The sequence below is a fragment of the Paenibacillus dendritiformis genome, assembly GCF_945605565.1.
Classification (GTDB): Bacteria; Bacillota; Bacilli; order Paenibacillales; family Paenibacillaceae; genus Paenibacillus_B; species Paenibacillus_B dendritiformis_A.
Map to the genome: position 1 here is coordinate 5218680 of NZ_OX216966.1, position 19388 is coordinate 5238067.

Here is a 19388-nt window from a genome sequence, read left to right on the forward strand (position 1 = left end):
GTTTTTTCATGCATAACCCCTCTTCCATCCGGCAATCGTAGTTCCAAGGAGGCGATATATGTGAAAATCGTACTGATCGCTGCGTTCATTGCTGTTCCATTCGTGATGGCGGGGCTTGCCCATCGGTATCGTGCGCTTGCCACCGCGTTACATCTATTGGCGGTGCTGAGCTTCTTCGTGGCCGGCTCTATCTTCGCGTCCGTTATCTATGACGTGATCAAGCAGGGCACCGAGTTAACGACGCAGGTGCATGCCGTTTTTTTATATCCGTCATTTCGGATTGCCGGAGCTTATGCAGGCCTATATATTCCCTACCGGCTGCTGCGGGAGCTTGCATTCCATCTGGATGACAAGAGGCGAATCTAGGGAGCTTGCCCAATGCGAATGCGGGACGGCAAGCAGCGAGAGGTGCAGCTGACTACGGTTCCGTTCGCTGCCAAGCTGAACTCCATTCCTTCCTAATCAGCGTCAACTCTCTCCTCGCTGCCGCCATGAAGATCCGCAAGCTCATCCCTTGCGGATCTCCGGTCACGCGTTATGCCTTATTTTTCTTCCGTCACGACCGTCGCATTGTAGATGACAATCCGCTTCCCGTCCAAGTCAAACAGAACTTTATTGCCATATTCCGTATCCTTAATATCAATCTTGCCTTCATACTCCTGAATCAAGGTTCCGTCACTGCTGTATACCTTCACCGTTCTCTCCAATCCACCGGCTTGATTGGACCGGAAATTTTTTAACGACCGCTGTCCCGCCGCCGTGTTGAAGTACCAGACGATCATCAACGCAATAAACGCGACGATAGCTGCCGCGATGCCGAGTCCGATCTTGGCTCCTCTGCTCATCCATTTCCCCTCCTTTTTTATCTTATTTCATACGCGCTTCCCCTCTATCGGTTCCCGTCCAATCTTCCTTGGTGTTCGAATAAAATCGTTCCCAGTGAGCCAAACTTCTCTCATATGAACAATCGTGAGGGTGAGCAAGGATGACAGCACAAAACGGAAAAGTGAATGAACAGATGTCGGTCAATGTGCAGCAGCTGCAATCCATCTTCTCGCAAGCTCCCGACCTGATCTTCCGGAGCGTCGATACGCCGAACGGGCCTGAAGCCATGCTTGTCTATTTCGACGGCTTGGTCGATTTGAATTCCATCAACAATCATGTTCTGTACCCGCTGATTGAAGAACTGTCCAGTACGGAATATTCCCTGCCTGTCACGGTCGGCAATGTGGAATCGACATCCGACATGAACCAGGTGGAGAAGATGCTTCTTAGCGGTAAAAGCGTGCTCTTCCTGCCAGGCTCAACCGAAGCCTACATCTTCGATACGTGCGGATGGCCACAGCGGTCAATTACAGATCCGTCGATCGAAGCGTCTATCAAAGGATCGCACCAAGGATTCGTCGAGACCGCCATTCAGAATATCGCCCTGATTCGGCGCTATATCCCGAACCGGGAGCTCAAAATCAAGCAGTTGAAGGTCGGGACAAGAGGAGAAAACACCTTGTCCATCATCTACCTTCGCGATGTGGCCGATCCGGCCGTGCTTCAGGAGCTGACCCGGCGCGTCGAGGGGCTGGACATCGACTGCATCATCAATACAGGGGAGCTATCCGAGCTGATTGAAGACAGCGGCTACTCCCCGTTCCCGCAGCTGTTGATGACGGAACGGCCCGATTCCGCTGCCTCTCATATTTTGCAGGGCCGCTATGTTGTCGTTGTCGATCGTTCGCCGAGCGTGCTTATCGCTCCGGTGTCGTTCGTGTCGTTCTTCCAGAGCGTGGATGACTACAGCATGCGCTGGATCAATGCTTCCTTCATTCGGCTGCTGCGTTTTTTTGCGTTTTTTGTCGCGCTATTTTTGCCTGCGCTCTATATCGCGTTCATCACGTTTAATTTCGAGGTCATTCCGATCCAGCTTATTTTATCCGTGGCGGAATCGAGAGAACGCGTTCCTTTTCATCCGTTCCTGGAGGCGTTCATTATGGAAGTGACCTTGGAGATGATGCGAGAGGCGGGAATCCGGCTCCCGGCGCCAATCGGACAGACGGTCGGACTCGTTGGCGGCATTATTATCGGGCAGACTGCCGTCCAGGCGGGCATCGTCAGCAACATCATGGTTATCGTCGTCGCCTCCACCGCAATCGCATCCTTCATCATTCCCAACATTGATATGGGAACGGCGATTCGCTTCCTGCGGTTTCCCATGATGCTGATTGCCTTTCTGTACGGCTTCGTCGGCATCGTATGCGCGGCTATGCTTCTTATCTCTCACCTCTGCTCGCTGACTTCGCTCGGGGCCGCTTACGGAAGTCCGTTGGCTCCCGTCCGCTTTGCCGATCTGAAGGATACGGTCATTCGCTTCCCGCTGAGGTTGATGAAGACGCGTCCGACCGGCCCGGGTCCACAGCAGCTCAAACGGCAAGGTGAGAATCCACCTGAAGGAGGCAGCCCGAAGTGAACCAGTACCGCATCACCTTCATGCAGTTCGCCTTGTTGGTTCATAGCATTCAATTAGCGACAAGTGTCCTGACCCTTCCCCGCCAGCTCGCGGAGATCGCGTCTACGGACGGGTGGATATCTCTTATCCTGTCTTGGTTAGTCAATCTGTTGTTCAGCATTCTCATCGTTGTCGTCATGAGACAATACCCGGAAGATACGCTGCCGGATTTGCTGGATCGGCTGTTCGGTCGAGTTATTGGCAAGCTCGTGCTTGCGCTGGTCGCCCTGCATTTCACATTTTTATCCTGGTCGATATTTATCGCAACGATGCTGTATATTAAATCGTGGTTCCTGATGATGACACCAATACCATACATCTTGCTCCTGTTCGTCATCCCCGCCTATGTGACAGCACGAAAGCATATTACCCATATCGTCAGATATTGTGAAGTTATGTTTTATTTGACGATTTGGATGGCTCCGGTGCTATTGCTCCCATTGCGAGAAGGGTATTTTTCGCATTTTCTCCCTGTTCTCAAGGAAGGCTGGGGGCCCGTATTTCAGGCGATGCCGACCACGACAACCGCCTATCTCGGATTTGAGATCGTATTTTTCGTGTATCCGTTTTTAACACGCAAAGATCTGGCCATCCAAGGCATCGTGGTCGGCAATACATTGACCATGCTGGTTTATGTCTTTGCCACGATTGTCTGCTTCGGTTTTTTTAGCCCGGACGAGATCACGCAATACAACCAACCGATATTGAACCTGTTGAAGGTGATCGAGTTCCGGTTCCTTGAACGGTTCGACATCATTTTCCTGGCCCTCTATCTGTTTGTGATCTCGACGTCTCTGGTTCCATATTTGTACGGCGCTTCCCTCAGCGGCGCGAAGCTGTTCGGGACGAAGAACCATGGCCCGTATGTACTTGTTATATGCATGGGCACGTTGTTGGCAGCGACGTGGATCAGGCCTTCCTGGCTCGAGTCCCTTCGCTATAATCAATGGGCCGGCTATTCCGGGTTAATCATCTCGTATCTCTTGCCGCTTCTGCTATACCTGGCAATCAAAATCTATCAGAAGCTGTCACCGAAGGAGGCAACCCAATGATGCGCCGAGCGATTACGATTGTTATTCTGCTGCTGATTGTGCTCCCGCTTCCCGGGTGCGCAAGTTATACGACGATCGAGAATATGACGCTGTCGCTGCTTCTCGGCATCGATCTGGATGAAGAAGGCAATCTCTTGCTGGCGATCTCGAGTCCGGTCTTCTCGAAGGAGGCCGAGGACAATGAAGAAGAATTCGAGGTCCGTTCGACCACCTTGCGCCATTCCCGCGAAGAATTCGACAAGCGTGCGCTCGGGATGACAATTGCAGGCAAGACACAGATTGTTGTCGTCGGCAAGCGGCTTGCTGCAGAGGAAAATTGGGCGGCACTGCTTGATCCATTCTATCGGGACACCAGGAGCACCGTGTCCGCCCGGGTGGTCTACTTCGATGGCCCCATTAGCGACCTGATTCGTTATTCGGCCAAGGACAAGCCTCGCCTGCCCTTGTATTTGTCGAAGCTGGTGGATACGGGACTTCAGCGGAATGAGACAACCAAAACGACAATCCAGGAGTTCCATCGCCACCTGCATGAGAAAGGGTTGACGCCGAGCATAACCGCCCTCCGCAAAGATGAAGAATTAGCCTTGACAGGCACCGCCTTGCTGGATAAATCATCCCGGTTCAAAATGCTGGCCAATTCCGACGAGACGAAGCTGATATACATACTAAGAAATAAAACAAAGGGCGAATTTCCGTTTACGCTTCGTCTACCAATGTCTCCAGGGAAAGGACCCGAGAATGTCGACATGAAGCAGCTCAGCATCAATCTCCACAGCATTAAGCCGAAGATTCAAGCACGGTACGCCCAGGGCCGCTTCGTGTTCGATGTGAACGTTCGCTCCATCGTATATGTGACGGAACGTCTATTCCCGTTTGATGTCATGTCGCCGTACCATGAATTGGAGCAGAAAATTGCCGCGAATCTGGAGGAGCAGTTCAACAGTCTGATTCGCAAGCTGCAAAAAGCGCGTATTGATCCGGCCGGGTTCGGCATGTATGCAAGAGCCCACGCGTATCCGCAATGGAAGAAAGCCAAAGAACATTGGGAGGATTATTTCGAAGAGGCGACCGTGAATGTGAAGGTCAAAGTAAAAATCGTCGGCATGGGCGCCGTAAAATAAACGGAGATCAATAAAACAGGGCTGCCCCGCCGCACCGTCGGGAAACATGCGGCGGCGAATCAGCCCTGCCTTATATCAGCTACATATTAACACTGTTTTTTTGCTCCACCGGCACGGCATTGTCTTTCTTGTTGAAAAACATCTTCAGCATAGGAGGCGTTACCAGCGTCGTGATAATCACCATGATGATGATCGACGTGAAATATTCCGGCTGCAGCAGCCCCGACTGCAAGCCGGTGGCCGCAATAATAAGAGCGACTTCCCCTCGGGAGATCATCCCTGCGCCAATAGCCAGCGAGGAGCGGCTGTCGAAGCCGGTTACGCGCGCGCCGAGCCAGCCCCCGGCCATCTTCGTCACGATAGCGATGATCGTAATGACAGCGAGCAGGCCCAATTGGCTGCCGATACCGTCGAATGACACGTTCAGCCCAATGCTGACGAAGAACACCGGAACGAAGATGGAATACGCGATCGGCTCGACCTTGTGCTCGACATCATGCTTGTATGGGGTCAGCGACACTGCGATGCCGGCGGCGAAGGCGCCGATAATGCCGGCCATCTGCATCCATTCGGCAAAATAGGCAAAGCCGAAGCAAATAATTAACGCCGCGCTGATCACCGCTTCGGTGACTTTGAGCGGAGCCAGCCACTTCATTACGCGCGGCACGACCAGCCAGCCGGCCACAAAAGTAATGGCGAAGAACAGGAGCTTCTTGCCGACCAGCAGTCCGAGGGAGACGTCTCCCCCTTGGCCGACGATGCTCATAATGAACGCCAGCAGGATAACGACCAGCACATCGTCGACGACAGCCGCCCCAAGTATCGTCGTCCCTTCTCTCGAATTGAGCTTGTTCATTTCTTTAAGCACCTGGACGGAGATGCTCACGGATGTCGCGCAAAAGATAACGCCGAAAAACAGCGCATAATTCGAAGAAAAACCGAACGCGATTGCTGCCCCGTAACCGCCAATAAAAGGCAGAATGATGCCGCCAACGGCAACCGCAAACGCCGATTTCCAGTTTTTGCGCAGCTGATCGATATCGGTCTCCAGTCCGGCAATGAACATCAGCAGCAAGACGCCGATTTCCGATACCTGGGTGATGAAGCTGTCCTTCTCAATCCAGCCTAGCACGGCCGGACCGAGCAGGATGCCGACGATCAGCTTCCCCAATACAGCAGGCTGCCCCAGACGGACCGATATGTCGCCTGCCACCTTGGTGCACAGCAGAATCAAGGCAAGATACAGAATAAATTCCATTGCGATTCCCCCACTCTTTACAAATTTTAACATTTCTAAAAAAGACAAAGAGGAGCCCTAAATTGCCAGGCTCCTCCAAAATAAAACATATTTTTTTAGACGAATTATATCTATTATACTCCACTTTGTCGTAAGTTGCAAACCATTTCTCAGTAAATAAGATTAAAAATAAGGTTAATGGCTGGCAGTAGCCGGGAGACCGACCTGCTGCAGCAGTTTTTGGCTCTCTTCATTCAAGCCGCTGATCCGAACCGTCTTGTCCAGCTGCTTGTATTTCAACATAACCTTGCCGATGGCGGTAACCGCCGAATGATCCCAGACATGAGATTTCGAGAAATCAATCGTAATCTGTTCCGGGTCCTGCTCCGCCTTGAAGTGCTCCAGGAAGTGGCTCGTCGTGGCAAAGAAAAGCTGTCCCTTGACCTGATACACGACATGGCCGGTCCCGAGACGTTCCGCTTGGATGCGGATCCGGGCGCTCTTCCAGGCGAATAATACCGCGCTCAGGAGCACGCCCGCGAGCACGCCCTTGGACAGATCATGCGTCGCTACCACGATCGCGACCGTAACGACCATCACGAAGGCGTCGCCGCGCGGAATACGAGGCAACTGGCGGATGGAATTCCAGTCAAAGGTGCCGATGCAGACCATAATCATGACACCGACGAGCGCAGCCATCGGAATCCGTTCTACGATATCCCCCAGCGCCAGGATAAGAAACAACAGGAATACGCCAGCAACGAAGGTGGAGAGCCGGCCTCTTCCGCCGGATTTCACATTAATGACAGATTGGCCGATCATGGCGCAACCCGCCATCCCGCCGAAAAAACCGGTGACGACGTTCGCGATCCCTTGGCCGCGCATCTCCTTATTTTTGTCGCTCCCGGTGGCCGTCATCTCATCCACAATCGTCGCCGTCAGCAACGATTCAAGCAGGCCGACGATCGCCATGGACAGCGAATAAGGGAAAATAATCGCCAGCGTCTCCCAGCTCACCATCACTTGCGGGATATGAAATAGCGGGAGGGCACTCGTAATGCTCCCCATATCGCCTACCGTCTTCCCTTCAATCCCTGCCGCAATCGTCAGGGCGGAGACGGCGATGATAGCGACGAGTGCCGAAGGAACGGCCTTCGTAAGACGCGGCAAGCCATAGATGATGAGCAATGTCAATGCGACCAGAGCGTACATCATCCATCCCTGGCCTGCAAAATGAGGCAGCTGGGCCAGGAAAATGAGAATGGCCAGCGCGTTCACGAAGCCCGTCATGACGGAATGCGGGACAAACGTAATAAATCTTCCCAGCTTCAGCATGCCCATAACGAATTGAAGCACCCCTGCCAAAATCGAAGCAGCGAACAAATACTCTATCCCATGGTCCTTGACCAGAGTCACCATAAGCAGGGCCATCGCTCCGGTAGCGGCCGATATCATCCCTGGACGCCCGCCTACGATCGAGATAACGACGGCAATGCAGAAGGAGGCGTACAACCCGACCATCGGATCCACCCCCGCAATGATCGAAAAGGCGATCGCCTCGGGGATAAGCGCCAACGCTACCGTCATGCCGGACAAAATATCGCTGCGGATATTGCCGAACCATTCCTTATTTACTTTTGAGTTCACCTTTCCAAATCCTCTCTCTCATGATGTATGGCTTTCCCCTCTCAGAAAAGCCGGGTCCGTTGCACACAAACATAAATTATACACAGTGGTGACGATTTGTACACCCTGCAACTTAGAAGAACAACTCAAAAAGGCTGTCCTTCGTCTACCGACGACAGAACAGCCCCACAACGAAAACGGAGAAAGCGGGTGAAAACGAAACTTGCTACTTGAACAAGGAGAGGCGTTGGGACGGGATGATGGTTGATACAGCTGATTTGTTGATAAGGCTAAACTTCGAATCGATTTTGAGCACAATCGTATACACATCGAATGATGTAATCATGCCCTTCATCTGTATTCCATTTTTCGTAATGAGTGTGACGGGCACTTCCTGCTGTATCGCTTCCGTAAGAAACTGCTCTTGCAAGCTTCGATCGGTCGATTTCTTCAAGTGCAATCATCCCCTTCCTTATAAAGTCAACCTACTGCTAAGTTTACCAGATTTCAGACAGATAGAAAAATAGTTCACAAGATGTCTTTCTCCTCCGTGCCACAACGGTTTCCATATTATATCGTCAGCTTTGGCGAAAATCATTTGGCCTGGAATCATTTTTAGGATTCCGGTTCCTTATTTCCCCATACATAATCCCCAGGTCCACTCCCATACTAAGTGTGATCTGCTGAATGCTGGGAGGTGAATGCACGTGGAAACAAGAAGTCTGGGCGCGCACGAGACATTGGAGCTTCATGAGCTCCTCACTTTTAAGAATGCATGCATGACCAAAACGGCAACGATGTTCAACCTGGTGTCCTGCCAGGAGCTCAAGGGGCTAATGCAGCAAGACATTCAACATTCGGCCCAAGCGATTAAGGATTATCAAGGACTGTTGTCCCGAGCCCACAGCTAACGACGAAAGGAGGTACACCATGAATACGATAATGGAAAATCTGACCGGTATGTCAGGCATGACCGATCAGGCCGTTGCGACAGACATGTTGATTGCAGCCAAGTCCGGAATTAAAGATCTGGCTACCGCGCTGACCGAAGCAGCCACTCCGGAGGTGCGCACGGTCTTGCGCAATCACCTCGATACAGCCATTCAAGCCCATGAGCAAATAACCGCATACATGATGAAGAATGGTTATTACCACCCGTATAACCTGCAGGAACAGCTTCAGATCGATATGAACAACGCCAACACGGCACTGAACATGGTACAGCGGAACGGATAACCACCCGTTCCAGATTGGGGAACGGTCCTGTCGCATCGGGGCTTTGTTCCCCTTTTTCCTGCACTTTCTCTTGCCAATAAGTTAGGCCATCCTAACGAAATTCAATTCCTCCCATCTTGTAAAATATAACCGTCCTTCGTAATTGAGTTGGCACCCGTTACGATCCGGAATTCGGTATATTCATCCAATTATTATACAAAAAGGCAATGATCGTCAACCTCAACATGATATTGACCGAGACGGAGATCGCATTTTCTCGTGTCTTGTCCGCGCTTGTTGCCACATAGAATAAGAACAAGAGCTGCAAGTGGCGTGGAGGTGATAATTGCTATGTTGTCTGCCGCAAGAGGCTGCCTCTTCTTGATTGCCGTAGCCTTGTGCATACTCATGCTGGCCATTCTGGCGGGCGGAGCTCTCTTCCTGTCCTTATTCTTCGTGCTTCCGATCTTGTTCCTCGCCATCTGGAAAGCGTCCCGGAGTCGAAGATGATCCCGGTCGCGTGCCCCGGCGCGGCTCGTCAAGCGCTCCTGCGCGCCGGGGCCATTGATCCGCTCCATTCTTTAATCCAATCGAATGAGATCCTGGATTCTCCCCAATACTACAGGCAAGCTGGCACCGGATACTACTTCGGCATCATATATAGCGCAAGCCCCGGGGATTCCGGGGCTTGGGTATTTGATCTTGATATCAGGATTGTTGGTATGCGCCTTTTACCGCTTTTACGTAGTAGACGGCATGCTCCGAATTAATAATATGTTCCGGCTTTGGTTTTCCCCGGCTCTGTCTATGCCCTTCCAAATGCACTTCGCTCGTCTCCCAATTTTTCCACGCTTCTTCGGATTCCCAGCGAATCATGACGACGACTTCCTCGTCGCCTCTTCTCGCTTTTTTGACGAGAACGCTCAAGTCGATAAATCCTTCAAATTTTTCGATCGCGCCTTCTCCCGAGAATCGCTGCACAACCAAGTCGGAAGTGCCTTCTTTCACCGTAATCGTTTTTGTTTCTATGAACATTTATTTTCCTCTCCTTCTAAATAAATCATATCACGCTCCTTCCATTATAAATGATGATGATTATTATTTTCAATTCGTGGGCCTCAAGCGCCGAACGTCTGCTGAATGTCCGCCTCGCTGGCCGGCAGCGAAATGGCCCAGCTTCGCCGGGTCATTCGGGGAATAGGTGACATTGAGCACTTGCCTTTTTTTCCGGCACAGAAATTCAATACGTTCTTTTCGGTCCATGCTCTCCTCTGAACTCCCGATTGATGGGGATAAAGACTTCTTCTATTAGCATAGACGACACGGATTGAATGGGGAAAAGGTATATGGGCCCTTTTTCGGTGAGCCGCTGGACCTGTTGTCTTCCCGGCCCTGACTCGATATACTCTTGGGTTGAGAAGAGACGGACCCCTAGTTGATGTGGAACGTCCAGACTGAGGGTAAGGGGGCACGACGATGAACTACATGTATCTCAAGATCGAAGATCCGGACAATGAGCTCACCTATTATTTTGAAGTTGACGGCGAGCGCGTCGCCTACAGACAGATTGAGCTGTCGGAGAACCGTGAATGCAGGCTGTCGATCGCGCCCGACTTCCATTTGAGCGAAGTGCTTATCGACTTCGAAGAAAAAGACATGATCGCCAGGGAAGAATTCGAACGGGCATGGGCGGCGGCCGTGCAGCCATATCAACCCGCCTGGGAGCAGGCGAAGCGGGAATACCGCATCGGGGATGCGGTCACCGGTGGAATTGCCATGTTCTATCCGCAGGGGGTCATCATCCAGATAGGCCCGGGACGGTACGGCGCTGCCTGCCGCGAAGAGCTCGCTTCCGCTACCCTGCCGGAATACTTGTATCCCGGCCACCGCGCCGACGGCATCGTGCTCGGGTACGATGAAGACAACTTCTGGCTCGTACTGGGGGCTGTCCAAGTGTCGGAAGAAAACATCGCCATCGAATGGGGTTAATATCCGCGGCTCGCAGCTGCCGCCATTCGCCTCATGATCAGGTATCGCTCCGGTACCTTTCAAAAACGTAATGCACTCGTCACCTAATTACATTCCGCAAGGAAGCAGGTTGACTTATGATGAATGTGCCGCATAAGCATACGAAATTGAAGGTGATGCATTATGAAGAAGTTTATCATTATTATGGTCTCCATTGCCGTTATCGCATCTATCGTAGTGGCAGGCTTTCTTATTTTCGGAGTCGATGCAGCCAAAATGAAAGCCGAATGGGGCACAACCAAAATGTATGTCCATATTACCGAAAACGGCAAGGAAGAAATCATCGGCGAGGACAGCAACGATCCGTTTTCACGTTACTACTATACACTGACCGCCTATGACGAGGAAGGCAACGAAGCGAAGGTATCCTTTAGCGCCCATAAAAATTTGCGGCTCGATTCGTTCCTTCTCGTGTATGTCAAGGATGGCGAGGATGGCAGCGGGATTCGGCAAATCGGAAGATATGACGAGGTAACGAAGGAGGCCATTCCGGCCAAGGCCAGAGAGAAATTGGGAGTGAAATGAACCAAGCCCTGCCGAACCCGGCAGGGCTTACATCGTCACTCTACGTTCAGCCAATCCCCGTAATGCTGCGCCAAGCCTTCCAATTCATTGATAAAAACGCTGGCATGATATCCATCACAAACGGCATGATGCACCTGCAATGAAACGGGCAATAGCGTTTGACCATTCTGCTCGAAATATTTTCCGCTCGTAACAATGGGCAGCAAATACCGCCCATCGCCGAATATATTCAGGTTAAAGCCGGTAAAGCTGATCCATGGAATACACGACACCGAAAATGTATTGAGCGGCTCGTTCTCTTTGACGCGGATGCCCTTGACCTCGCCATACCTTCTCATATCTTCCAGATAGTTCTGGTAAAATCGATTAAAATCGTCCGAATAATCGGTCCACATCGCAGAAAAGGTGCAGTCGTCCTTGTGGAAAAACGTAAAAAGCGGAACCATGCTCTCCCAATAGCCTAATCGGCCTTTCGGGTCGTAGCAAGTCCGAAATTCACGATGCGCATTGACCGTTTTGGTAACCATATAGAGAAAAGCAGGGTATAGCTTGACCCCTTGCGCCCGCAGAACAGGCAGCAATGAGGTAATGTTGATGTTCGCCGACATACTGAACGTGCATCTCGCGGCATGCAAATAATGTTCAAAGTAAGGCTTTCTTCCCCAATTCTCCATGTCGATAGGATGGAATTTCATTGTATATGACCTCCTAAAATAGATGTTCCCTACTCTAGGAGGCGTAATCACGTGATCTAACCATAACTCCTTTTCTCTTCCGCATATTCATTTCGCTCACCTCACTGTCCAGCATATCATACTGCCATACCGAGGCTCTACCGCTCTGGCACGTTCCAGGGCTCGCTTGCCGGAGATGCCGTTATGCTCTTGACGATGGCAAGCATTTCATTTGTTTTGGCAACCTATGCTATAATAGCTGTGATTTTATCCAATTTCATTCCTTATTTTGGAGGTATATCAATGCGGCGAAATACAATTCGAAAAGGGCACAACCTGTAAGGGGATACGTATCACTGGCCCTATAAACTGCGTTTCCCCTTCCTGTTAAAGGGGTTATATGCAAGTGCAACAACATCAAAAAATCCGCACTCCCCAATTTATGGTGTGGTTCAGCGTATTGACTTTTTTCAGCGTGATGAACGAAACGATGTTTAACGTTTCCTTGCCGGATATTGCCGCCGATTTCGGTATTAGGCCGTCGGCAGCCAATTGGGTCAATACTTGCTTCTCTCTTTCCTTCGCCATTGGGATTGCGGTGTACGGCAAACTTTCGGAGCATGCCGGCATGAAGAAGCTGCTGTTATTCGGAATGCTGGCCTACGGCTTCGGTTCGATCATCGGCCTGCTGGGTCATGCCTGGTATCCGGGGGTGCTCATTGCGCGCTTATGTCAGGGAGCCGGCGCTTCCGCCATTCCTTCGCTCATTATGGTCATCATCGCCAAGACCGTCGAGCCTGGACAACAGGGCAAGGCGTTCGGCCTGATTGGTTCTGTCGTTGCCTTTGGCGAAGGGCTTGGACCGGTTATCGGCGGCGCGATTTCCAGCTATATTCATTGGTCTATGCTGTTCGCTCTGCCGCTGCTGTCGCTGCTCGCCCTTCCCTTGGTGCTGCGAACGCTGCCTGACGAGACATCGGATCGCAAAGCCCTGGATCTGCCGGGCGCGGCCCTGCTGTCCCTGGGCATTATCGCGTTCGCGCTGTTCACCACGCTGTACCAGTGGGGTTACTTGGCTGCGTGCATCGCTCTATTCGTGCTTCTCGCTCTTCATCTGCGCCGGACGCCGTCCCCCTTCCTGGAACCGTTCCTGTTCCGGAAGAAAACATATATCGCGGGCGTTCTGACCGGAGCCGTGCTGCTCGGCACCGTCGCCGGTTTTATTGCCATGGTGCCTTATCTGATGCGAACGGTTCATCATATGCCTACCGGGCTGATCGGAAGCGGCATTTTGTTCCCGGGCACGTTAAGCGTTATTGTGTTCGGAATAGTTGGGGGTGCGCTCGTCGACCGCAAGGGGCATATCGTGGCCATGGTCTGCGGATTAAGCATGATCATCGCCGGATTTTTGATCGTCATGCTCTATCCGGATCGGTCGCCGTGGCTGATCGCCGCTGCCATGATTTTAACATTTGGCGGTCTTGCGTTTGTGAAAACCGTGATTTCAGCAAGCGTGGCCATGACGCTGGCAGCGGATGAAGCCGGCTCCGGCATGGGGATGCTCAATTTTGCCTGCTTCCTGGCGGAAGGCATCGGCATTGCCGCCGTCGGCGGACTGCTGACGAGACCGTGGCTGAACGTCAGCCTATGGCCTGCGGTGAGCGGAACCGCTTCTCTCTACAGCAATATAACGCTGATTTTTGCTGGGCTCGTCGCCGCCGGCGGCATCCTGTTCATCGCCGCATCTGTCCGCGGGCGAAGAACTTCCGGGCAACCGAAGAAGCAATAGAATAGACGCACTCCACGACCCAGTCGCCTCAGAAGGAAGACTGGGTTGTGATCTGTCCCGGCAGATCGCGGATAGATATGGATAGACAACATTTACCTGCATGTGAGACAATAATGCAGAAAATTTATCTATCGATACCGGGAGTGAACCAGCAGTGATTGAATGTAAAGAGTGCGGGACGCAGGTTAGTGAATCCGTCGGTTATTGTCCCCGATGCGGTTCCCGGCTGCCCTACAAAAATAAACGCCATACGGGCTTCAGGAGACGGAATCTGATCGCCACCTTGCTCAGTCTCGTCATTGTATGCTCAATCATCCTGCTTGCCGATTACCTGAACGCACCGGACAAGTACACCGAATGGTTCAATACGAACACTCCCGCTTCCACGGACGCCACCGAATCGGAGGAGATGCCTGACGGCAGCCTCGAGGAAGAAGCCTGGGATAAGCAGCTTGAGGCCTATCTGGCAGACGGTCAAAAAGACCTCGCGCTTCAGCTCCTGCAGCAGCAAATTGCCGCTCAGGGAGCGAGTGCGCAGCTCTATGGCAGGGCGGCGGCACGATTCAGCCAGCACCGCTATCCTGCGGAAGCCGCCGCGATCTGGCTGGAAGGGATGATGGAGACAGGCGCGCCCGAGTTGGCGGAGCAAATGCGGCAGGCCATGACACCCAGCGATCTGATAGAGACGGGCACGCTCAAGGAGTTCCTGAAGACGGCCTACGGCAAACCTGTTGAGCAGATTACATGGGAGGATCTGTATCAGCTCAAGTCTTTGAGCATTAGCGAGGAAAGCATCTCCTACCTTATCGAATCGGAAGACAAGGAGGTGGACGATGCCGAGGCTTCCGATCTGCTGTCCATGCCTTTGCCGCGAAAATTCTCGGATCAGCCCTGGGCAACGGGAGAGCTTGCTCTATTTTGGGGTCTGCGGTCGCTGCAATGGGATGTCTCCGCTAACCTCCTGGATGAGCGGCTCCTTCTGGCTCTGCCCGACATGAAGCAATTGCGCTTGGCGTACGGATTCAGACAGAATCCGTTGGCATGGGCCAGCCTTAGCGGGCTGGAGGAGCTGTCCCTGCAAGGCAGCGGACTTGAAAGCCTTGAAGGAATTGGGCAGCTTCAGAATCTGAGGAAACTGGAGCTGAATCGGACCAAGGTGGACACTCTCGAACCACTTTCTGCCTTAAGCGGGCTGGAATCGCTAACGCTGCGGAACAACGATCTGATTGGGTCCGTAGAGCAGGTATCCCAATTCAGCAGCTTGCGGGAGCTGACGCTGGAGGGAGAGGAACTGTTCATGCTCCAGCCGCTGGCGGAGCTGACACAGCTTGAAGCCCTTGCCCTGCACCGCACCGGAACCAAGGATATCTCCTTCGCCGCGCAATTGCCGGCGCTCACGTCGCTCACGCTGGAAGGCAACAGCAAGCTGAGCAATCTGGCTCCGCTGGCCCGCTTGACGGAGCTGACGCATTTGGAGCTTGATGCCGGCCATTCAGATAAGCTGGACGGGCTGGCCAAGCTGACGAAGCTGGAGTCGCTGCATCTGAGAGGTGTCAATGATTTGAGCCCGCTGGCTCATCTGAAGAAGCTGCGCAGTCTGGAGCTGAGAAGATCGTCCGGAACAAACGATCTGCGCCCGCTCGCCGGACTTACCCGATTGGAGGAGCTGTCGCTCATCGACAATGTCGGCGGAATTGACGAGGCCGGCTCTATTTTCAAGCTGGGCAAGCTCAAGCGGCTGCGGCTCATGGACAGCAACGTATATAGCGACATGTCCGGCATCAGCTCCCTGCGGGAGCTGGAGGAGCTGCACATCCAGAACTCGGAGGTGTATCTCAATCTGGCGTCCCTAACCGGGTTGGGCAAGTTGAAGAAGCTCGCCATCAACAACAGCTGGCTGATTGCTAACGTCTATATCGAGCGGCAAGGGTTTATGACCAGCTATTATTATGATGACCGGAACTGGGACGAGGAGCTCGGCCAATGGAAAGCCCCGCCGCAGCTTAAGGCGCTGGAGCTGACCGGGAACAAACTGACGAAGCTGTCGTTCGCGGCCAGACTGGGCAAGCTGACGTACCTGAATCTGGAGGATAACAGCATTACGAGCATCGAGCCGCTCTTGAAGCTGCCGCAGCTGCGGCTGGTCAATCTGCGGGAGAATCCCGTACTGGACTGGTCGCCTGCCGATCAGATGCAGGATACCGTGTTTTTGCGCAACATGTAGCTGCATCTGCCGCTTCGAAGCGTACTTATCGATTATGCAGGGTCCCCCTCGCAAGCCGGGGGCCCTGTTTGCATCCACGATGGAACCCTTATCGTCTAATCAAGATTGACACCGTAAAATATTGAGGGTTATTATAGGGCTACGAAGTCTTTAATTTGGAGCGAATATAACGACTCCCCCATGAAATCATAAACAACTCAAATTAAGCCCTACACTCCCCCCTTTTCCTTGAAGATCGCTCCACAACAGCCTGTGTTCCCGCAACCGTAATAACAAGTGAATGACAGGAGGCTATTTACGTATGGAAAACCCATGGCATGAGCGTTTTCGTTCAGACGACTATTATTATGGAGAAGAAGCGAATGTATTTATTCAGCAACAAGCCTTTCGGCTAGAGGCATGCAAGAAGATCATCGCATTTGCGGAAGGAGAAGGGAGGAATGCGGTGTTTTTGGCAACGAGAGGGCATGATGTGACCGCCCTTGACTATGCAGAGAGCGGCCTGCTTAAAACGAAAAAGCTGGCTCAAAAGCATACGGTCAACGTGCATACCAAAAAGGTAGACCTATTGGCAGATCACATCCCGCACGAGGAATACGATGCGGCCATCATGGTATTTGGACATTTTCATCAAGAGGCACAGAAAACGGTTCTTACGAAGCTGAAAAATGCGGTAAAACCCGGCGGGATGATCATGATTGAAGTATACTCCAAGGAGCAATTGCATTATGGGACAGGCGGCCCTCCGGATCTTGACATGCTCTATGATCCAACAGATATTCTGGCTTGGTGCGAAGGCCATAAGGTGATCCATTTCTTCTATGGAGAGCAAGAGCGGGTGGAAGGCAAGGGGCATACCGGTCTTGCCCATGTCATTCAGCTTGTAGTAAAAAAATAAGGTAAGCACACATGTACGGGGCCTGCCAATGCGTAGATTACACCGATTCGCGGCCCCCTCCCCTTATGTGTTGGATGAATGGCAAAATTCATGAATAATATGTGCCTTCATTTCTTCAACCGGAAACTGCTCCGGATAGGTAGATATCATTAACATAAGGCCCTGAAGCACAGATGAAAAGTATAATGACCGTTTTCTGGGCTCCTTTACTCCGAGGTTTTCGAACATCTCACATTGCAAATGAAACTGTCTGGCGCTTTCTTCGATCAGCAGTTTACTGTATTTCGATAGCACTTCGTCTGATTCCGGCTGCGTCTGCAAATGAAGATAGAATTGAAAGACTTCCGGTTTTTGTTGGACATTGTTGATAGCGCCCTCAACAATATGCTTCAGTTGCTCGGCAGGCGACTCCTGCGAGGACGCCGCTTCCATAACCTGAATCAATTCATCGATTCTGGCCTGGATCATGGTCGATAGGAGCTCTTCTTTCCCTTTATAGTAATTGTACAGCAGACCTTTGGATATGTTCGCATGCTTCGCTACGTCTTCGATCGAAGTCGCGTGATACCCTTGCTTCATGAACAATTCCATGGCGGCTATTCGAATTTTCTCTTTGGCCATCTTACGTATTCGTTCATTTTCTTTGTGTGTACGCGGCATGATTTCACCCTTCCACAAAACCGATGATTTGGCGAAAAAGCTCGTCAGGATGGGTTAACGTGATCATATGATCCGCGCCGGGAACTGTGACAAGTTGAAGGTTGGGGATTCTCCGGAGGCATTCGGCCATACGTATGTTGTCCGGCAGTTCCACGTCTCCTATAATAAGTATGCTCTTCACCGTTATGTCTTCCAGCCTGTCGATAGCCGGCGGCTCGGGCCAAACCGATTCGAAGGTCCCCCATTCCGACGTCTTCTGTAGATGATGCCGAAACATGTCAAGCATCAGCTCCCAATGCGGGCTAGACTTAATGATGCGATACGACGGAGCATCGAAGGATAGCTCGACAACCTTGTCTATATCGGGAAAGGCCGCATTGATCTTTTGCATCCATTCTAGGAATTCCGGGGAGAAGCTGAAGCCTGACAAGGCGGGACCGACAAGCACAAGCTCAGATACTCTGTCAGGATGTTCCAGCGCGAAGTCGGTGGCGATTCGCCCGCCCATAGAATGACCTACAAGCGCAGCCTTACCGATCTCCAGATGATCAAGCAAAGCAAGCAGATCTTGCACATAGTTAGCCGGTTCTGCAGGCGATGGCGACTTCCCGGCACCCCGTCCGTCATAGGCGACCACCTTATAGCGCTTTGCCAAAAGGGGCGCGACAAACGTCCAATCCCGTAGATCTGCGCCGCCGCTGTGAAGGAGAACGACAGGCTTTCCGTTTCCGTTCACCTCATAGTACAAGTCCATTGTCTAATCCCTCCATTCATAACCTGATTTTATTATTGAATGAATGTTTAGTCAATGAAAAAGCTGAACCTAACATTTCCGACGTAAAAGTCCGTTGCTTTGATTAGTAATGCCTGTTAGGCTGAACTCGAACCACTTCCGGACATAAGCAGGCGCGAGTGTCTGCCGAAAGCTAAAAAAAGTCTTCCGGCTCTAAGCTTCCGCACGCTTGGAGCCGGTTGGTTGCTTGCCGGAAGCGCCATGCCCATGACCTTATTTGACTTCCCTTGCCTTGTCGGAGCGCCGGAACAACTCGTCTTCCGTCTTGCATAACGGCAGTCCTATCCGGGCGTGCAGCTTGACGAGCCACGGCTGAGCCAGTCCGGCTTCCCGCACCAGGGCGGCGTCGGAGAACACCTCGGTCTCCGGGCCTTCCGACAGGACGCCCCCTTGCTTCAATATATACACGTAATTGCAGATTTCATAAATCAAATCAATATCATGGCTGGAAATCAATATTTTTTTACCTGCTTCGGCCAAATCCCGGATCAGCTCCATCATCATCTGTCTGCCTTCCGGATCGAGCCCTGCCGTAGGCTCGTCAAGCAGCAGCCATTGCGTATCGAGCACCAGCGCCCCGGCAATCGCTACCCGCTTCTTCTGTCCGTAGCTCAAATACTGCACCGGCTTATCGCGGAAGTCCGCCGCGCCCACCGTCGCCAACGCTTGATTGACCCGTACCGCGACTTCAACTTCTCCCATCCCCAGATTCCGGAGCGCAAAAGCGACATCATCCGCCACGTTCGAATAAAAAATTTGCTGATCCGGGTCCTGAAAAACAATCCCGACTTCGGTGCGCAAGGACAACAGCTCCTTCTTGCTATAGCGGAGCGGCTGCCCATGGAACATCACTTCCCCGCTTGACGGCTTCAGAAGACCGAGCAGCAGCTTGAACAGCGTCGATTTCCCCGAGCCATTGGCCCCGACGAGTCCGATAATATTGCCTTTGGCCAGATCAATCGAGACATCATCCAGTGCCCGCTTGCCGTCTTCATATTCAAAGCAGAGATGATTCGTGGATAACATCCGCCCACCCTCTTTCGTAA

Annotated in this window: 20 protein-coding genes; 11 read left to right on the forward strand and 9 right to left on the reverse strand. The window is 52.1% G+C overall.

From position 1 onward, the window contains the following. Positions 1–60 precede the first annotated feature (60 nt). Positions 61–366 carry a hypothetical protein gene (locus NNL35_RS23320; RefSeq protein ID WP_006675809.1) on the forward strand — a complete coding sequence of 102 codons (306 nt, stop codon included), beginning with the start codon at positions 61–63 and terminating at the stop codon, positions 364–366. Between the two features lie 176 nt (positions 367–542). Here NNL35_RS23320 and NNL35_RS23325 read toward each other — a convergent pair whose 3' ends face one another. Further along, positions 543–845 carry a hypothetical protein gene (locus tag NNL35_RS23325; protein ID WP_006675810.1) on the reverse strand — a complete coding sequence of 101 codons (303 nt, stop codon included), beginning with the start codon at positions 843–845 and terminating at the stop codon, positions 543–545. Between the two features lie 140 nt (positions 846–985). Between NNL35_RS23325 and NNL35_RS23330 the strand changes: the two genes are divergently transcribed. The 3 genes from NNL35_RS23330 to NNL35_RS23340 are packed head-to-tail and all read left to right on the forward strand — an operon-like array spanning position 986 to position 4673. Next, complete coding sequence (locus tag NNL35_RS23330) at positions 986–2461, forward strand: spore germination protein (RefSeq protein WP_006675811.1); 1476 nt, start codon at positions 986–988, stop codon at positions 2459–2461. Continuing rightward, the gene (locus NNL35_RS23335) at positions 2458–3552 is read left to right on the forward strand and encodes a GerAB/ArcD/ProY family transporter (protein WP_006675812.1); all 1095 of its coding nucleotides are present in this window, start codon (positions 2458–2460) and stop codon (positions 3550–3552) included. Before NNL35_RS23330 ends, NNL35_RS23335 begins: the two co-directional genes overlap by 4 nt. Beyond that, entirely contained in the window at positions 3549–4673 is a 1125-nt protein-coding gene (locus NNL35_RS23340) for a Ger(x)C family spore germination protein (RefSeq protein WP_006675813.1), read from the forward strand. The genes NNL35_RS23335 and NNL35_RS23340 overlap by 4 nt, the downstream gene beginning before the upstream one ends. A 79-nt stretch (positions 4674–4752) precedes the next feature. On the opposite strand, the gene NNL35_RS23345 is transcribed toward NNL35_RS23340, so the two are convergent. From NNL35_RS23345 to hfq, 3 genes are all read right to left on the reverse strand, one after another. Continuing rightward, positions 4753–5931, reverse strand: coding sequence for a cation:proton antiporter (locus tag NNL35_RS23345; protein WP_006675814.1), 1179 nt, complete (start codon positions 5929–5931; stop codon positions 4753–4755). 174 nt (positions 5932–6105) lie between these two features. Beyond that, positions 6106–7557: a SulP family inorganic anion transporter gene (locus NNL35_RS23350; RefSeq protein ID WP_006675815.1), complete on the reverse strand. Its 1452-nt coding sequence runs from the start codon at positions 7555–7557 to the stop codon at positions 6106–6108. A gap of 205 nt (positions 7558–7762) precedes the next feature. Continuing rightward, positions 7763–7990: an RNA chaperone Hfq gene (gene hfq, locus NNL35_RS23355; protein WP_006675816.1), complete on the reverse strand. Its 228-nt coding sequence runs from the start codon at positions 7988–7990 to the stop codon at positions 7763–7765. Between the two features lie 247 nt (positions 7991–8237). On the opposite strand from hfq, the gene NNL35_RS23360 reads away from it, so the two are divergent. After that, positions 8238–8447, forward strand: a complete 210-nt coding sequence (locus NNL35_RS23360; protein WP_040730410.1) for a hypothetical protein — start codon at positions 8238–8240, stop codon at positions 8445–8447. A gap of 19 nt (positions 8448–8466) precedes the next feature. Then, the gene (locus tag NNL35_RS23365) at positions 8467–8772 is read left to right on the forward strand and encodes a spore coat protein (protein WP_006675818.1); all 306 of its coding nucleotides are present in this window, start codon (positions 8467–8469) and stop codon (positions 8770–8772) included. 687 nt (positions 8773–9459) lie between these two features. Here the strand turns inward: NNL35_RS23365 and NNL35_RS23370 are convergent. Beyond that, positions 9460–9786 (reverse strand): antibiotic biosynthesis monooxygenase family protein, encoded by a 327-nt coding sequence (locus NNL35_RS23370; RefSeq protein WP_006675820.1) that lies wholly within the window; start codon positions 9784–9786, stop codon positions 9460–9462. A 441-nt stretch (positions 9787–10227) separates the two neighbouring features. Here NNL35_RS23370 and NNL35_RS23375 point away from each other — a divergent pair, with 441 nt between their 5' ends. Both NNL35_RS23375 and NNL35_RS23380 read left to right on the forward strand, forming a co-directional pair. Continuing rightward, positions 10228–10740 (forward strand): hypothetical protein, encoded by a 513-nt coding sequence (locus tag NNL35_RS23375; protein WP_006675821.1) that lies wholly within the window; start codon positions 10228–10230, stop codon positions 10738–10740. 162 nt (positions 10741–10902) lie between these two features. Beyond that, entirely contained in the window at positions 10903–11304 is a 402-nt protein-coding gene (locus tag NNL35_RS23380; RefSeq protein ID WP_006675822.1) for a YxeA family protein, read from the forward strand. 35 nt (positions 11305–11339) lie between these two features. On the opposite strand, the gene catA is transcribed toward NNL35_RS23380, so the two are convergent. Further along, positions 11340–11999 carry a type A chloramphenicol O-acetyltransferase gene (gene catA, locus NNL35_RS23385; protein WP_006675823.1) on the reverse strand — a complete coding sequence of 220 codons (660 nt, stop codon included), beginning with the start codon at positions 11997–11999 and terminating at the stop codon, positions 11340–11342. Between the two features lie 379 nt (positions 12000–12378). On the opposite strand from catA, the gene NNL35_RS23390 reads away from it, so the two are divergent. The 3 genes from NNL35_RS23390 to NNL35_RS23400 all read left to right on the forward strand — a co-directional run bounded on the left by NNL35_RS23390 (position 12379) and on the right by NNL35_RS23400 (position 16889). Next, on the forward strand, positions 12379–13767 hold the full coding sequence (locus NNL35_RS23390; RefSeq protein ID WP_420798521.1) for an MFS transporter: 1389 nt from the start codon (positions 12379–12381) through the stop codon (positions 13765–13767). A 154-nt stretch (positions 13768–13921) separates the two neighbouring features. Next, positions 13922–15991 carry a hypothetical protein gene (locus NNL35_RS23395; RefSeq protein ID WP_138985614.1) on the forward strand — a complete coding sequence of 690 codons (2070 nt, stop codon included), beginning with the start codon at positions 13922–13924 and terminating at the stop codon, positions 15989–15991. 301 nt (positions 15992–16292) lie between these two features. Then, complete coding sequence (locus NNL35_RS23400; protein WP_006675826.1) at positions 16293–16889, forward strand: class I SAM-dependent methyltransferase; 597 nt, start codon at positions 16293–16295, stop codon at positions 16887–16889. A gap of 63 nt (positions 16890–16952) precedes the next feature. On the opposite strand, the gene NNL35_RS23405 is transcribed toward NNL35_RS23400, so the two are convergent. The 3 genes from NNL35_RS23405 to NNL35_RS23415 all read right to left on the reverse strand — a co-directional run bounded on the left by NNL35_RS23405 (position 16953) and on the right by NNL35_RS23415 (position 19368). Continuing rightward, positions 16953–17549: a TetR/AcrR family transcriptional regulator gene (locus NNL35_RS23405; protein WP_040730414.1), complete on the reverse strand. Its 597-nt coding sequence runs from the start codon at positions 17547–17549 to the stop codon at positions 16953–16955. 4 nt (positions 17550–17553) lie between these two features. Then, positions 17554–18303 (reverse strand): alpha/beta fold hydrolase, encoded by a 750-nt coding sequence (locus NNL35_RS23410; protein ID WP_006675828.1) that lies wholly within the window; start codon positions 18301–18303, stop codon positions 17554–17556. 252 nt (positions 18304–18555) lie between these two features. Then, entirely contained in the window at positions 18556–19368 is an 813-nt protein-coding gene (locus NNL35_RS23415; RefSeq protein WP_006675829.1) for an ATP-binding cassette domain-containing protein, read from the reverse strand. Between the last annotated feature and the right edge of the window lie 20 nt (positions 19369–19388).

Excerpts from the sequence above, each read along its gene's own strand:
- NNL35_RS23325 (WP_006675810.1), bottom strand. The coding sequence starts at position 845 with ATGAGCAGAGGAGCCAAGATCGGACTCGGCATCGCGGCAGCTATCGTC.
- NNL35_RS23330 (WP_006675811.1), top strand. The coding sequence starts at position 986 with ATGACAGCACAAAACGGAAAAGTGAATGAACAGATGTCGGTCAATGTG.
- NNL35_RS23340 (WP_006675813.1), top strand. The coding sequence starts at position 3,549 with ATGATGCGCCGAGCGATTACGATTGTTATTCTGCTGCTGATTGTGCTC.
- NNL35_RS23345 (WP_006675814.1), bottom strand. The coding sequence starts at position 5,931 with ATGGAATTTATTCTGTATCTTGCCTTGATTCTGCTGTGCACCAAGGTG.
- NNL35_RS23360 (WP_040730410.1), top strand. The coding sequence starts at position 8,238 with ATGCACGTGGAAACAAGAAGTCTGGGCGCGCACGAGACATTGGAGCTT.
- NNL35_RS23365 (WP_006675818.1), top strand. The coding sequence starts at position 8,467 with ATGAATACGATAATGGAAAATCTGACCGGTATGTCAGGCATGACCGAT.
- NNL35_RS23370 (WP_006675820.1), bottom strand. The coding sequence starts at position 9,786 with ATGTTCATAGAAACAAAAACGATTACGGTGAAAGAAGGCACTTCCGAC.
- NNL35_RS23375 (WP_006675821.1), top strand. The coding sequence starts at position 10,228 with ATGAACTACATGTATCTCAAGATCGAAGATCCGGACAATGAGCTCACC.
- NNL35_RS23380 (WP_006675822.1), top strand. The coding sequence starts at position 10,903 with ATGAAGAAGTTTATCATTATTATGGTCTCCATTGCCGTTATCGCATCT.
- catA (WP_006675823.1), bottom strand. The coding sequence starts at position 11,999 with ATGAAATTCCATCCTATCGACATGGAGAATTGGGGAAGAAAGCCTTAC.
- NNL35_RS23390 (WP_420798521.1), top strand. The coding sequence starts at position 12,379 with ATGCAAGTGCAACAACATCAAAAAATCCGCACTCCCCAATTTATGGTG.
- NNL35_RS23400 (WP_006675826.1), top strand. The coding sequence starts at position 16,293 with ATGGAAAACCCATGGCATGAGCGTTTTCGTTCAGACGACTATTATTAT.
- NNL35_RS23405 (WP_040730414.1), bottom strand. The coding sequence starts at position 17,549 with ATGCCGCGTACACACAAAGAAAATGAACGAATACGTAAGATGGCCAAA.
- NNL35_RS23410 (WP_006675828.1), bottom strand. The coding sequence starts at position 18,303 with ATGGACTTGTACTATGAGGTGAACGGAAACGGAAAGCCTGTCGTTCTC.
- NNL35_RS23415 (WP_006675829.1), bottom strand. The coding sequence starts at position 19,368 with ATGTTATCCACGAATCATCTCTGCTTTGAATATGAAGACGGCAAGCGG.